Genomic DNA, 14,857 nt, shown 5'->3' with positions numbered 1-14,857 from the left:
TTTGTTAGATGACAATATGCCCTTTGCTCAGTCTCCAATGTTCAAAGTGGGGGAGTTGGCTTCCTTAGCCCGCTTAGTGAATCAAGAATATGCCGCTCATGTTTGGGACAGCGCGAAGAGTAGTGTTGATAAAATAGACGCAGTTCTGGCTCATTGCCAGACCTGCGTATTGGTTTCTGACCTGACTTTGTCGGGTGCTCGTGAACTGGCTAAAGCGTTAACTTTTATAGAAAAACATGAGCATTTACGTGCGATTACCGTTGTTAATCAAGTTAGGCCAGAATCTGGCAGGTTACTGACTTTACAAGAATTTGAACAAGCCATTGGCATTCAGGTTGGGCATGTTCTGGATTACAACGGTAAGAAATTTACTCAGGCTCAAGAAAGCGGTCAAATGTTAAGCCAGCATGGTGGTAAGACAGCAGCACAGCTACAAGACCTAGCGCTGGACTGTTTGGGGCAGGCGAAGCTGAAAAAATCCGGCCTGTTTTCTTTTTGGAATAAAAGGAAACTCGCGTAATGGCTCACGATATTCATCAAACTGAAAAGGTAAGGCAAGAGCAAATAGGCGCGGTTCGAGACGCGCTGTTGGAGTCGCTTGATCCCAGTAAAGCATTGGAAATGTCGGTAAAAGAACTTGAGTTTACCGTCTTTCAATCGCTGAACCAGCTAGCACTAGACAGCAAAGTCACCATGAATTTACGTGAACAACAAAAACTCACTAAAGAATTGATCGACGACATATTGGGGTTAGGTCAACTAGAAAGTCTGCTAAATGATCCTAATGTGGCGGATATCATGGTGAATGGTTGCGATCAGGTTTATGCCGAAAGGCATGGCAAACTCGAGTTGACGTCCATTGTTTTTCGTAATCAAGAACACGTACATAACATAGCACAGAGAATTGCGAGCCTAGTTGGTCGACGTATCGATGAAGCGTCACCTATGGTCGATGCACGGTTAGAAGACGGTAGCCGAGTGAACGTGATAGCCCCTCCTTTATCGCTAAACGGCACGGTCATATCCATTCGTAAGTTTTCAAAAAACCGATTGTCTCTTGAGGTCATGGCTCAGCAACAAAACTTGTCGGAGTCTATGGCGCGTTTGCTGGCCAATTACGTAAGCGCCAAAATGAATATTGTCGTTTCAGGAGGAACCGGTGCTGGTAAAACAACCTTGCTCAATGCACTTTCCGAGCACATCTCTGAGCATGAACGACTGATTACCATTGAGGATGCGGCAGAGATCCAGTTAAAACAACCGCACGTTATTAGCCTAGAAACTCGTGCCGAGAGTGTAGAGGGTTCAGGGGCGGTAACTCAAACCGATTTGGTTAAAAATGCGCTTCGGATGAGACCGGATCGAATTTTATTGGGTGAGGTTCGCGGCGAGGAGGTGTTTGATATGCTTCAAGCGATGAACACCGGCCACGATGGCTCCTTGTCTACGGTACACGCCAATACTCCCGCTGATGCTTTGATTCGTTTAGAGAACATGTTGAGCATGAGCCAAAGTAAGCTCAACCCTGAGTTAGTTCGTAAACAAATAGCGTCATCGATTGATGTGGTTGTGCAAATTGAACGTTGCCGAGATGGTAAACGACGCATTACGCACATTGCAGAAATACTAGGCTGTAATGATGGGCACATCGCGCTCAATACGTTGTTTAAATTTGTCTACGATGGCCGCATTGTGGACGACACATTAGAGGGGCACTTTGATTGTTTAGTTGAGCAAAGTTGCAAGCAAGAAAAACTACAGCATGCCGGTTTGCTTAACGAAACCCAACAGCTTCTGGCCTCTCAATACTTAGCGAAAAAACGAACGGTTGAGGGCGTCAATCATGATGAATAACGCCGTTTATGTTCTCGCATTTGTTGTGTGTATCGCGGTGATCGTTGCCAAATTGGAGCGTAAACAAAAACGATTGGCAACGCTGAGAAGCCAAGCAAAACGCGTTCTGTCAATTCATTATCAAGGTGATTTCGCGTTCGCTAAATTATCAGCTTCGTCGATGTCTGGGTTTGAGTTACAACTGCAATCAGTCAAATCCCGTATTACGCTACCCGTTATGGTTGTGGGTATTGGGGCCGGTGCCTTGTGTTACAAAATGTCCGCAAGCATCGTTCTTACCTTTGGTGTCGCCGTTGTCGTTATGGCATTGACGAGCAAGCTCATTATTGCGCATCAAGCGAAGAAAGCCCTGCAGCAGTTAGAAGCTCAGTTACCGGATGCTATCGAGGTATTTGCCCGAGCGATTGCAGCAGGCGTGCCTTTGAATCGTTCGGTTCTGAGTGTTTCAGAGTCATTTGAGGGGGCGTTAGGGAGCGAGTTTCGTAAAATCTACGATGCGCTGTTGTTAGGTGTCTCGTTCCAACAAGCCTTTTCAGATGCCGCCGACCGGGTGGATTCAGAAGCGTTTGGCTATTTTACCGCAGTGTTAAGTTTGAACACTGAAACCGGTGGGCCATTGGTGGACGCACTCAGTAATTTAGGGGCGAGCTTAAGAGAGAAAAGCAAAATTCATCAGAAAGTTCTGGCTCTGACGGCGGAACCAAGAGTCGCTGCACGGGTGGTAACGGCGATTCCCATTGTTTTGCTCTCGATGCAATTTGTTAAACAGCCAGAACAAATCGACTTCTTGCTTAATGACCCTAGTGGTCAGAGCGTATTGGCCTATGCGGTTGTTAGTATGGCGCTTGGTCTTATTTGGATCAATCGACTGACCAAGGTGTCGTAATAATAGGATGACTACGATGATGCCATTTATTTTAGCCGTAACGCTTATGGTGCTTATAGGCGCAATCGCTCAAACAAAGTACCAAAAGCAGCGTTTTCATCGACGCTTGCTGTTGGTATTACAAACCCCAAGAAGGCAAAACCAAGCGGGTCTGGTACTGAAAGGTGTTGGGCTAACATGCGCTATATGGGTCGAAAAATACCTCTCATCCGAAAGAGATAAACAGCCCTTACAAACTCTCTTACTTAAGGCGGGGTATTTTCACCCTAAAGCTTTGGCCTGGTTTTTATTTGCCAAAATGAGTGCGATGGTTGTTGGCTTATGTATCTCTGCTTTATGGTTTCTCATCAACCCTGAATTACTCAGCGGAAAAAGCGCGCTCATTGCGCTGGTGGCTTCTATTGGTGTCGGTATTTTGGTCGAAAAGCGTGTTGCTGCTCTGGCGGACGCAAGGCAGTCTCGAATGAGCCGTTTTTGCCCAGATGTGATGGACATGATGGTCATTTGTGCCGAAGCAGGAACTAGCCTAGACGTTTCATTGCAAAAAGTAGGACAGAAGATCAGGCCTATTTGCCCTGAATTGGCTGATGAATTCCAACAAGTCGTGAACGAGCTCAGAATTCTACCCAGTCGCAGTCAAGCGATTAAAAACCTTGCCAACCGAACTCAGGTCGAAGAATTGAGAATGTTAGCGATTACCTTGTATCAAGCCATGAATTACGGCACGTCTATCGCGAAAACATTGCGAGTAGTGGCATCTGATACACGGCAGAAACGTTTATTGTCTATGGAAGAACTCGCCTCAAAAGTCCCTGCAAAAATGGGACTTCCACTTATATTACTCGTTTTGTTCCCCACGCTTGTTTTGATTGCGGCCCCTGCGTTGTTAGGGCTCATCGACGCATTATCATAGGAAAGAAATCATGAAACATTGGATTACAGCTTTGCTGTTGATGGTTCTGGTTGGGTGCGCCCAATCGCAAGATAGCCGTACGCATTCCGCAAGTGCCGATGCGCAGAAGCAGGTTGCAATGATGTCTGAGCAAAACAATCAATTGGACTCGGCTCTTAATATCTATCAACGTTTATACAAGAAAAAGCCAGATGCTGAAATTAACTTAGCGTTAGGCCGACTGTACTATAAAAGTGAGCAATGGGTGTTGGCTCAAACTCACTTAGAGCAGATAGAAGAAGATCAACCAGAGTGGGCTAAAAGCCGTATTTGGATGGCAAAAACGCAACTTAAGCTATCAAACCCTGAGCTGGCGTTCGTTAACTTACCTACGGACATAAACACAAATGAGTTACGTAATCTTAAAGCCGTGACGTTAGATTATTTGCAAAGACATGAAGAAGCACAAGCTCTGTACATGCAGGTTTTAGCGGCAGATAAGCTCGATGTAAAAGCACGTCGAAATCTAGTGTACTCGCAAATATTATCAGGAGATTATCGCGAAGCGGAAGTTCAGCTTGTGGCGCTTTATGAGCTAGGTGTTCGGGATAGGCAACGCGATATGCTGGCGGCGATAGTGGCCTTGCTACAACAGGATGACCCGAAAGCAGTTCGCACTCTTGAAGGGTATTCCAGCCCTTATGAAGTGGAACAATTACTGGCACAACTTGAGAGCTTAAAGGCGACACAATGAAGCATCAAAGAGGGGCGTATGCCGTTGAATTCATCGTGACATTTTTGGTGTTTTTTTCTGTCGCCATGATCGCCATAGAAGTCAGCCGTTATTTTGTGGTTCGCAGTGTGCTTGATTTTAAATTTAGAGAAATGGTTTACGACAGCCGCACCGATGCAAAAAAAAGCGTTGAATACTATGTTGACCAACACTTTACTGACCGATTCTATTTTTCGCGCAAGAATGTAACGGTGACGGCTAAGAATTGCGAGGATTTAGAAGCTTATTCGGATGGTAAATGCAGTTCAGGCAAAGGTTTTCAACAATACATTGTGCGCTATGAGATGAAGTACTCGTTTACGCCGATTGTCCCTATTTATTTGTCTGATGGCCTTCGTCAGTGGGACTACCGAAGTGTGATGGTCATGCGTAATGAGCCAGATTTTTCAGGTGGAAAGTGGTGATGATAAACGATAATTTTCCTAGCCGTTTTAGCTTAAATACGATGTCCAATAGGCATAAACAACGTGGCGTGATTATGATCGAGTTGGTTCTGTATGTCTCGATTGTTATGGGGTTGATGATTGCGGCGGTAGACATCCTACGCTACGTGCACTTTCAAGACAGGTTGCATTTAGTGGTCTCGACCGTTGGGCCATTAGCCGCTGATATTCCCCCAGATAGCAGCAATAATGTGCGCTTTGAACAACAGCTTTGTGGTGTTAGCCAACAGAACTTGAAACATGATGATTGCCCGGAGTCAGAGGTGACGAAAGCCTTACTTAAGATTGCTCTGGAAACCATGGGGTTAGAGAATTCGGAGCGATTTGCAATGCGGCTTGAATTTATCAGTGATTCCAACAATGCCAGCAGTAAAGAGTTTGCTAAGACCAATACATTGGGCGGTGGAAGCTGTGAATTGTACCCTAACGTGCCCGGTGGAATTCGTCTTGTTAAGTATCTGTCCAATTCTAGCTCTACTCGTGAAGTTGAATTAAAAAATCGAGCTCACAGCCAGTTTATTTATGTTGCCGTCTGTTATCAGCCCTCTGGGTTGATGAGCGTCGTAAAGACACTAATAGATGCCCCCCTTTTTGCTGATTCACTGAGTTTACGACGTTACTGGTATAGCGGAGATCGCAATGAAGTGTAAATGCACGCCTTCGTTATCGAAGCAACAAGGCAGTGGTACGGTGCTGATGGTGACGTTTGTGATCTTAATGATGGTCATGTTTTTTGTGTCTATCAGTGCGACTCGTTTAGTCACTATGCAGACGAGGCTTAATCATTCCGTTGACGCGGCGTTGGCACTGGTCGCTCGGGAGGGCGTTGCCGTAACGGAGGCGGAAGGTCAATACTTGGTGCGGACGTTTATTATAAATAATAGCCCTGTTGGTATTCGAGATCAGGCAGTGAAAACAGCTAAGCAAGTGTCGATAAACTTATCGAATTTAGGTTATTCCGAGCAACTTAGGCTGAATGTGAGTTTGCCAATACAGCCGTTTGTTAAAGATGTTCCCGTGCTTTCAGCACAAGTAAGTCGTGAGTTGCTCAGGCAATACCCATCAACCGAGACCGTGTTAAGTTTGGATTTAAGCTCGTCGATGTCGAGTAAGTTAGGGGGGGGGAAAAAGCCTTCTGAGATTATGCCGGATATCCTAAATGATTTTATCGATAGTTTAACCGGCGAGGTTGCGATATCTAAGGATCATCATATTGGTTTGGTTCCCTATTCTGGTTACGTGAACGTAGGAAAGGCTTTTCAAGATCGACTGATTACTCCGCAATCTCGGAGAGTACCGGAGGGAGTGAGGCCAACGGCCAGAATGCACGGATATGATGGCGACTTTTTACATCGATTAGGCGTTGAGGGAAAAAGAAGCGGAGCTTGCGTGGCACGTAAGCCATACAAGCTAAATAATCCTAACGATATATTGCGCGTACCGAATTCGGCGAGGCAGGGTTTTGAATTGGTGATTAATTACCCTGGTTCTCCGTTTAACAACGATTTACGCCAGTTCTTGATTGACTTGAACTCAGGCTTCACACCCGATCATATGCTGCCGTTTATTCAAAAAGGGCCGAAACTTGGGGAGTTTATAGGCTCTAATGGCTCATGCCCGTCGATGGCCTTGATGCCAATAACTGATGACACTTTAGCACTCAAAGACAGAGCTGATGATTATTACCCGACTCACGTAACTGGCGGCGATGAAGGCGTAATCTGGGCTTGGCGTTTACTGGACCCAAAATGGCGCTCTACAATTTGGCCTAAAGTTAATCAAGCACTAAAAGCGCCCAAACGTCGTGTCATCATGTTTACCGATGGTGCGAATAATAAAGGTGTGACAAAAAAGCGTTTTGTTACTTTACTTAGTACTATGTGTCGTTCGTTGCATAAACAAGGCATCAAGATGGATGCAGTGATTTTTGACCAAGGTGTTAAGCGAGACGAACTGCAAGCCTATCGGCAATGTGCGGCACTGACCGGAGGGACTTTTAATTACGTAAAAGGAGACGACTTAGGCGCACTAAGGATGTTTTTTGCTCGCTTGGCGATTCGTCAGTATCAAGTGCGTTACTTGTAGGTAATATCACTAGTTGAGAACAATAACTCAATGTTGCGTCATTCGTAACGTGTAAATTGGCTTGTAGAAAGGTTTTTAAATGAAAAAAATTTTATTAATGGCATTAGGGTGGGTGGCGACAGCGTTAGGATTTATCGGCATTTTTGTGCCTTTGCTCCCTACGGTGCCTTTTGTTTTACTTGCGATGTATTGCTTTGGCATGACCTCTCCACGTTTTATGCATTGGCTGGAAACGAATCGTTGGTTTGGCCCTGTTGTGAGTCGAATTCGGGCTGACTTAGGCTTAACGGTGAGAGAGAAAACCAGAATTTTGGTCATTACATGGTTGTCTATTGGATTAACTGTCCTGTTCGTTTTGGACAATGTTCACGTTCAAATGTTGCTAGTAACGATTTTACTAATGGAAACCTGGTTTATTTTGAAATGTAAGACTTATTCTGGGCAAACGGTAAGTCAGTAAAAAAGTGAAAAGCCAGCGAAGGAACTCGCTGGCTTTGGCTTATTTCAGGTCTGATATCTTAATAAAGATTACAAGCCATCAATTTTTGATTTTGCGTCCGGATGCGAATAGGTGCGAGAGAAGATCTCACCTTGGCCGGTTGTGTAATCACTTTCTGTTTCCCATGCGGTGTGATCCCAGAATCCTTTGATCGCAAATTCGATGCCGTTTGAACTTGTGATGGCTAAGTATTGGTTCAAGGATTGGCTTTGATTGTTATCGTCCGAATAAGTAAGGACGAATTTCAATATCCCGCGGTCTGCATCATGAATGCTCCACGTAAAGCTATGAGTAGACTCAATCACGCCCGTGGTTTCATTGATGTCGTTCAACGTACCAGAATAATCTGGATTAAACGTCAGGCGCTCATCCGTGGTTTGGAAGGTGATTGTTCTATCGAGTAGCTCCTTATCCACAAACGTTGCGGTTCTGACGCTGCTATTTATACAGCCATCAAATGAGGTTTGGAAGGCCGCATAGGTGGTGAAAGCCACTGGGCGATCTTTGGCGTCATCCCAGTCTGAATCACCGGTATTGCAGTTTTGTACATTCCCAAAAGGTTCGGTATCGGTCAGAGTAGAAACCCAAACCTCACTCTCTTCAGGTGCAAAGAAGGCCACATCTGAAGTGCTGCCTAGGTCTTTAATGACGCGTAGGTAATCAACAATAGTGCCATTTTCTTTCCAAACCATGATGTCATCGGAGTTCATTTCCCATGTCATCTCTCTTGGTACACCGTTACGGAAGTACAGCATGTTTCCGTTCGGGTTAAGCACGTAAGCTCGTGTTTCTTTTGAGCCGCTTATGCGGTAAATCGAGGTGACCTTATCTACCGTCATTGATGGTTTATTGGTACACGCAGCGAGCTCCGAAGAGAAATCAGCGTAAGTTGCACCGGATTCTTTCTCGGTAATGGTACAGGCTGTTGGTGTGCCAATGTCTTGGTTCGTAACAACGGAAGCCCACAATGCAACGAAGTTTGTATCATCTGATGCGGTCGTTTGGTGATTTTCATAGGTCAATATCGCCCAACCGTTGTCTTTGATGTCCGTAATTGCCCAATACCACTGAGAATTATCGGTTTCGTCGACGTTGTACAGTTTTACGTAGTTACCCGCTATGGTCCAATTCCATGTGTAGGTATCGTTGCTGTCACTGTTCTTCGTCACCTTAACGGTTCCGTTGCTATTAAATGTGTAATCGCGAGTGTCGCCATTTCCTTTCACACGATTGAAGTTCTTACCTGTGATCATTTCAGAGGTAATCGCTTGTGCTAATCCACACCATTCGATAGCACTGTCTAGGTCGGCCAGTGTTAAGTTGCTGTCTTCTCGTTCTTTACTCGAACATTTGTAAAGAGGAATATCGACAGAACCCAATAGCGCCGTTTTTGCAGTGGCATTCATTAGCAGAGCGGAGTTATCACTTTCACTGCTGTTGGCTGCCATGTATTTACCTATGTACAACGCACTTTGATAAACGGAAACGATCGGTGTGTCGCCAGCGCGGTACTTATCTCCCCACGTGTCTTGAACGGATTTAGGAACATTAATGGTTAATATTTCTTCACTGTTCACCGTCGCTTGGGTCCAAGTACTGGAGCCTACACGAGCTGAAACTTGGCTCGTTGTCCCTGAGCCTGAATCGCTCATGGCAGTACTATTATTCCAGTTCATTGTATAGAAGTACGCGACACCTCCAGTCACGAGTTCCACCCCAATATCATGGCCTAAAGAAATGCCTTTAATGCTGGTGGTGACGGGAGTTTCACCGGCAGACTGGTCTGAGATGATCTCCGTTAACGTGGTTGCATTTTGGCCGTCGTCGTCCGTATTACCAGAGCCATGCCAGAACCAGACTTTGTCGTTCTTAAGTTCATATTTCTCATTAAGAGTAAGCAAAGAGACAATGGCGGCTTTTGCACCAGCAGGGTAATTACCACTTTCTTTGACTATGTTTTCTAACTCACCAGCATTATCGTGGATATTGAGGTTGGCGAGATCTTTAACAGAGCCCTGAACTTGGAAGTTGTGGCTGCTTTGGCCTGAAGGATATAGCTGAACTTGAGTACCATCGATTTTCAACTCAAAGTTCTCACTCGATTTCTCCCATCCATTGTCGGTGAGGATCAAGCGATCAAAGCTTGTGTCGACATTGGACGCGGCTTGTGCACTGTTTTTGGCGGTTAATGTTCCATCTTTACCAATGGAATATTTCCCTGTGATGGTTGCTATGTTGTTGGCGAGGGTGAACTCTTCCAGTGCCCCTGTGGTTTTGTCGTTTTCTTTGTCGGTGTTACCCACGTATAAAGTGGTGCTTTCTTGCATGAAGCTAATGAGAGCGGCTGTTTGTGGTGCGCCAATGTCTGGATCGGTAGGATCAAGATCATCGTCATCGCTTACGACGTCGCCATCATCGTCGGTATCAGCGTTATTACCAATTTTGTCGCCATCAGTGTCTACTGATTCATCTTTATCAAGTGGGAATGCATCATCGCCGTCGAGGACGTTATCGCCGTCATCATCGGTATCAGCGTTATTACCGGTTCCATCTTTATCGGTATCGATAGACTCGTCTTTGTCTAGCGGGAAGGCATCCTCACCATCGAGAACATCGTCCCCGTCATCATCGGTATCGGCATTGTTACCGACTTTATCGCCATCGGTATCGACAGATTCATCTTTATCTAGAGGGAAGGCGTCATCACCATCGATAACATCATCGCCGTCATCGTCGGTATCAGCATTGTTACCGATTTTGTCCCCATCGGTATCAAGCCATTCTTTACCATCGGTTGGGAAGGCATCAGCATCATCTTTATGGGTGTCATTGTCATCATCGGTATCGGCGTTATCACCAATGCCGTCGTTGTCTGTGTCTTTAGTTTCGCCTTTGTCATATGGCATGGCGTCGTCTTCGTCTAACGTGCCATCACCATCATCATCTGTGTCTTCATTATCACCTGTGCCATCTTTGTCGAAATCGAACCATTCGTTCGAGTTACCAACAAAACCTTCATCTTCGTCTTTATCCGCGACTCCGTCGTTATCTGTATCTTCATCAACCGATCCATCTTGGCTGACAATGATTGCTGATAAATCCGCTGTGCCACCTTCGCCTGCTTCTGACTTTTTAGTCGCAATGGTTGTTTTAATGAGTGTATTAATGGTGTCTGCGTCCGATAGTAACGTATCGGCATCACCGCCAGCCCCATCATCAGTTGTATCTGACTGATCTTTAAGTTCTTCTGCGGTCGTTGGCAATGTTCCAGAAGTCACGAGGGCTTTGGCACCAACCGCGGCTTCATCTTTGTCATCTGCAATGTAATCACCCAGAACATCATCTTCTGGAATGCCAAGCTGGTCAGCAATTTTTTTCTCTGCATCTGCTTGTTTTTCGGCATCCGTCTTGGTGGATGTATCACGTTTTAGTTCGACATGTACCAGCGTTGAAAGAGGAGTTACATGAGTTTGGCCCGCTGGTGCCGACATTACATAATCAGCCGCGACGACTTTATTTGTATCTTCATCAATCGTCTTACCTTTGATGGCACGAACGATGACGGAATATTGCTCTGGGTTATCAATACCCGTTACATCTAGGCTCGCATTCCCTCCGGCTGTGGAGGTTGCAGTGGGTTCGCCTGGATTATTTTGAAAGTCTCCATTTACATCCAACCAAACTAATGCGCCATTTAAATAACCATCAATGGCTTTTACGCTGTAAGTTTTGGTTGCTGCTGCATTGTTATCACTATCGCCGTCACTGCCTCCGCCACATCCGACTAAGCCGAGTGAGGAGGTTAAGCCTAGCGCTATCACCAACTGTTTTTGTTTCATAGTATGTCCCTGTACAGAATGAAATCACCGTCATATAAATGAAGTGAACATAAGAAAAGCCTCAATTAGATTGTAGTGATGCCGGGATTTTATGAAATGAAAATGTAGATGAATTGTTATTACTGTGAGATTGCTCAATAGCACTTTCTAGGTAGAAAAAAACGGCTCATTACGAGCCGTTTGAATAAGTTTTTGTTTAAATTACATAAATGCTAATAAAGGAGAAATGCATAGAAGCACGCCTGTCACAATAATGAGATTGGTCGACATGCCCTTATATTTGTGTAAATGCGGCACTTTGTGCACAAGGTATGCTGGGATCAAACAGCCAACCATGCCAAAGATAGGGCTACAAACGGAAGTGAAGGATAAAATAGGTGCGTTTAATGCAATCGCAGACCATGCCAGTAAGATGATGAACACCGTTACCAGCTTGTTCACTAGTGCTTTATTGATTTGAGACTCATCAAACTTACGCATCAGAACGTTCATGGCTAGGCCTTTACACGCTTCTTGGAACGCAAGGAACACACCAAAGAAAGAGGTCACAACAGCAAAGATATTAATAATGATACCAGCGACTGTCGCCCAGCTGCCTGGGAAGTAATGAGCAATAATAGCCAATGCAGAGATGTTTTTGTTCATCGCTTCAGCGGCTTGCTCTTGGCTGATAGCAAAAGTAAACGAGACTGCAAAGAAGAACACGATAACGAACAAGATCGAGAAAGCAATCTTCATGGCACGAGAGGCTTTGTAGCGAGCGACTTCAATTGATTTCTCGTGAGAGCGGTAAGAGATCACCATTGGGCTCAAAGACTGAATAAACAGAATAGAGGTTAGGGTGAAGGGGAGAGTGATAATCGCATCTTTTAGCATGGAGCCAAATTGGCCAATTTCTGGGACGTTATTCATATCCCAGCGGGCAATCAATAGTACCCCCATGATAGCCACGAGCGTAAGTACCGTTACCGCCATGAAACCTGAAAGTTTAAACAGAAGTTTTTCGCCTTTAGAACCGATGAAGGCCAAGATACAAATAAGCCCTAAACCGTAGAAAACATTGTCGTTTAAGTGACCTTCTGTAATACCAAATGAATGCAGGTAAGAAGCACTGTCATTCGTAACGGCAAGTGAGTAGACCAATACCCAAATTACCAGCATGAGGAAATAAAGCACGCCTAATGCTACGCCCCAGTTTTTACCAAGGTAACCGGTGATTACACCTGGGTAATCAGTACATTTTTTCGATTCGGCTAATGTGTTGATGAACAGTTTTTGGAAAAGGTACATGGCTGGGTAGCCAATAATAGAAGAAAGCAAAAACACCCAAAGGCCCATTACGCCCACTTGTACTGGTAAGAAGACAATACCAGCACCAATGGCCATACCGATGCTCATTACGATCCAACCGAGATCAACGCTGTCGAACTTGATGGCTTTTTTCCATTCACTCTCCGACATGTTTGCTTTTACATGCAACGGCTGGTTGGCATTTTTACTCGATGGTGTCGCATTTATAACTTCACTCATGATTCATTTCCATTTAGGTGTAGGGTTTTATTTTTATGTTTTTATCAATCTTAATTGAACGTAATGCAATTATTGTTGCAAGTTCGATTGATTTGACTTCGAGCATACTCTTGCTTTCGTAGAAAATGTTTTTAATATTTACTAAGGAATCGTACGTTGAGTAGAATAAAATCCTTAAATTTAGAGTGGTTTGTAGTGGGATTTTTTTGGTCTTGATTTCAATCATTTTTAGATGTTCTGATCGTGCAAATTTATTTGAACTTGCTCATATAACGGTGCTTTATTCTGGTGGTTACAGGCGTGAAACAAGTGTTATCGACTTCACATAATTGAAAGTTGAGCGAATGATAACGTTGTTAAGATATAAGAAATGGATAGGTGGGGTAGAAAAAATGACTAGGGACAAGTAAAACGAATTCGAAAGGATTAGCGTAAATTGGGCATGTTTTTTTGTTTTAGATTTATTGTTGAATCTTTTGGTGGGTGTTGTCATTTTTGTTGCTTTCATGGAAGTGAAAATGGCTCACCTAGGTGAGCCATTTCGAATGAAAAGCGACGGGCTTACAAGCTTTGCGGATGTGACGATCGGATACTCATTTATCGTCAATTAACGCTTATTTATTAACCATGATATCCAAGATTTGAACGTCTGTTTGTGTCATTGACCCATTTGCGAGTGCGGCTAAATTCTGAATAGAAGATTCCACGTCATTGGCAACAATACCTTCGTTACCAGTCACACGAATTCCATCAAGAGCCATTAAGCAAGCTTTTACTGCTGCTCCTGCTGACGAAGATACTTTCATCGCGCAGCCTGTTTTTGCTCCATCACAGATCATGCCTGAAATATCCCCGATCATGCTACAAATGGCGTCACTGATTTGCTGGAATGTTCCGCCCAGTAACCACGTCATTCCAGAAACTGCGCCCATCGAAGCGGTGGTGACACCACATAGAGCAGAGAGCTTATTTTGGTGACTTTTTATGTATATCGCCATTAAGTGAGAAAGCATTAAAGCTCGAATCAGGTGTTCTCTGTCGGATTCAAGAAAATCCGCTACCGCAACCACCGGCATGGTCGCGGCAATGCCTTGGTTACCTGAGCCTGAGTTACTCATGGCGGCTTTCATTGCACCATCCATACGAGCATCCGAAGCGGCAGAGGTGCGCTTAAGCACTTCTGTAAGCAGGCCACCAGAGAGTAAACCGCGTTCTTCATTGCGTTTAAACGTTGCGCCAATTTGCAGCCCGTAATCGTGAGTTAACCCTTCCTCTGAAAGGGCACTATTCAATGTATAGGCTTGTTCGATGAACTCTATGTCGGCCAATGGTGCGTTGATAGCAAAATCGAAGACGTCTTCTGCATCGGCTTCTTCAAATGGTGAGGTTGTTTTGACTGACTTGTCTTTGGCGCTGCTCTGCGCTCTGAATGTTGTTATGCCGTTTTCTTCAATACTCACCACTTCTGTATGGCTGTCGGCAATGGTGACGGACACGTTTTTATCTTCACAAAAAACCGTTACTTTTGCGTATAAAAGATGGCTAACATCCGCAACACCGACGGTGACACGCTCTTGTTCAAGCATGGTTTTTGCGTTTTCTACGTCTTTGGCGGTGATATTTTTGAGTACCTCAAGTTTTGCACTTGGGTCTCCGGCTAGCGCGCCGATAGCAGCAGCAACAGGTAGGCCAACCATGCCTGTTCCCGGAATGCCCACACCCATACCATTTTTCATCAAATTTGGAGAAACTGAAACACAGATCGTAATCTTATCTGTGACATCTTTGATACCGAGTTTTTCGATAGCGATTGAGGTAGCCAGTGCAACCGACACAGGCTCGGTACAACCTAATGCCGGAACAACTTCACGCTTTACAACAGAAACGAATGAATCCCAAAGATGCTTTTTCATTTGAATTACCTTTACATGCTCAATATGAATGCTAATTAATATCAAAGACAACGAGTTGGTTAGTTGTGGTGTCTTTTTGTTATGGGTTAACTATACGATTAGAGTGAAAGAAAGTTATTTCAA

Annotated in this window: 12 protein-coding genes; 9 read left to right on the top strand and 3 right to left on the bottom strand. The window is 44.6% G+C overall.

The window, feature by feature from the left end; translation table 11 throughout:
- The first annotated feature begins 1 nt into the window (after nt 1).
- The 9 genes from VTAP4600_RS09230 to VTAP4600_RS09190 all read left to right on the top strand — a co-directional run bounded on the left by VTAP4600_RS09230 (nt 2) and on the right by VTAP4600_RS09190 (nt 7,413).
- A complete protein-coding gene (locus VTAP4600_RS09230) occupies nt 2-520 on the top strand; it encodes a CpaE/TadZ family protein (RefSeq protein ID WP_145958571.1) in 519 nt (172 codons plus the stop codon).
- A complete protein-coding gene (locus tag VTAP4600_RS09225) occupies nt 520-1,854 on the top strand; it encodes a TadA family conjugal transfer-associated ATPase (protein WP_102522532.1) in 1,335 nt (444 codons plus the stop codon). The genes VTAP4600_RS09230 and VTAP4600_RS09225 overlap by 1 nt, the downstream gene beginning before the upstream one ends.
- Nucleotides 1,844-2,740, top strand: a complete 897-nt coding sequence (locus VTAP4600_RS09220; protein ID WP_102522531.1) for a type II secretion system F family protein — start codon at nt 1,844-1,846, stop codon at nt 2,738-2,740. The genes VTAP4600_RS09225 and VTAP4600_RS09220 overlap by 11 nt, the downstream gene beginning before the upstream one ends.
- A gap of 16 nt (nt 2,741-2,756) precedes the next feature.
- Nucleotides 2,757-3,653, top strand: a complete 897-nt coding sequence (locus tag VTAP4600_RS09215) for a type II secretion system F family protein (RefSeq protein ID WP_172443108.1) — start codon at nt 2,757-2,759, stop codon at nt 3,651-3,653.
- A gap of 10 nt (nt 3,654-3,663) precedes the next feature.
- Nucleotides 3,664-4,386 carry a tetratricopeptide repeat protein gene (locus VTAP4600_RS09210; protein WP_102522529.1) on the top strand — a complete coding sequence of 241 codons (723 nt, stop codon included), beginning with the start codon at nt 3,664-3,666 and terminating at the stop codon, nt 4,384-4,386.
- On the top strand, nt 4,383-4,829 hold the full coding sequence (locus VTAP4600_RS09205; protein ID WP_102522528.1) for a TadE/TadG family type IV pilus assembly protein: 447 nt from the start codon (nt 4,383-4,385) through the stop codon (nt 4,827-4,829). Before VTAP4600_RS09210 ends, VTAP4600_RS09205 begins: the two co-directional genes overlap by 4 nt.
- Nucleotides 4,829-5,518, top strand: coding sequence for a hypothetical protein (locus VTAP4600_RS09200; RefSeq protein WP_102522527.1), 690 nt, complete (start codon nt 4,829-4,831; stop codon nt 5,516-5,518). Before VTAP4600_RS09205 ends, VTAP4600_RS09200 begins: the two co-directional genes overlap by 1 nt.
- Nucleotides 5,508-6,953 carry a Tad domain-containing protein gene (locus VTAP4600_RS09195; protein WP_102522526.1) on the top strand — a complete coding sequence of 482 codons (1,446 nt, stop codon included), beginning with the start codon at nt 5,508-5,510 and terminating at the stop codon, nt 6,951-6,953. Before VTAP4600_RS09200 ends, VTAP4600_RS09195 begins: the two co-directional genes overlap by 11 nt.
- Nucleotides 6,954-7,032: 79 nt before the next feature.
- A complete protein-coding gene (locus VTAP4600_RS09190) occupies nt 7,033-7,413 on the top strand; it encodes a YbaN family protein (protein ID WP_102522525.1) in 381 nt (126 codons plus the stop codon).
- A 68-nt stretch (nt 7,414-7,481) separates the two neighbouring features.
- On the opposite strand, the gene VTAP4600_RS09185 is transcribed toward VTAP4600_RS09190, so the two are convergent.
- The 3 genes from VTAP4600_RS09185 to VTAP4600_RS09170 all read right to left on the bottom strand — a co-directional run bounded on the left by VTAP4600_RS09185 (nt 7,482) and on the right by VTAP4600_RS09170 (nt 14,734).
- Nucleotides 7,482-11,291 carry a hypothetical protein gene (locus tag VTAP4600_RS09185; RefSeq protein ID WP_102522524.1) on the bottom strand — a complete coding sequence of 1,270 codons (3,810 nt, stop codon included), beginning with the start codon at nt 11,289-11,291 and terminating at the stop codon, nt 7,482-7,484.
- A gap of 201 nt (nt 11,292-11,492) precedes the next feature.
- On the bottom strand, nt 11,493-12,752 hold the full coding sequence (locus tag VTAP4600_RS09180; protein ID WP_102523948.1) for an SLC5/6 family protein: 1,260 nt from the start codon (nt 12,750-12,752) through the stop codon (nt 11,493-11,495).
- Between the two features lie 683 nt (nt 12,753-13,435).
- Nucleotides 13,436-14,734: an L-cysteine desulfidase family protein gene (locus VTAP4600_RS09170; protein WP_102522522.1), complete on the bottom strand. Its 1,299-nt coding sequence runs from the start codon at nt 14,732-14,734 to the stop codon at nt 13,436-13,438.
- Nucleotides 14,735-14,857: the final 123 nt, after the last annotated feature.

This window comes from Vibrio tapetis subsp. tapetis, assembly GCF_900233005.1.
Taxonomy (GTDB): domain Bacteria; phylum Pseudomonadota; class Gammaproteobacteria; order Enterobacterales; family Vibrionaceae; genus Vibrio; species Vibrio tapetis.
The sequence above is the reverse complement of the archived record's forward strand: the minus strand, read 5'-3'. Positions and strand labels throughout refer to the sequence as shown.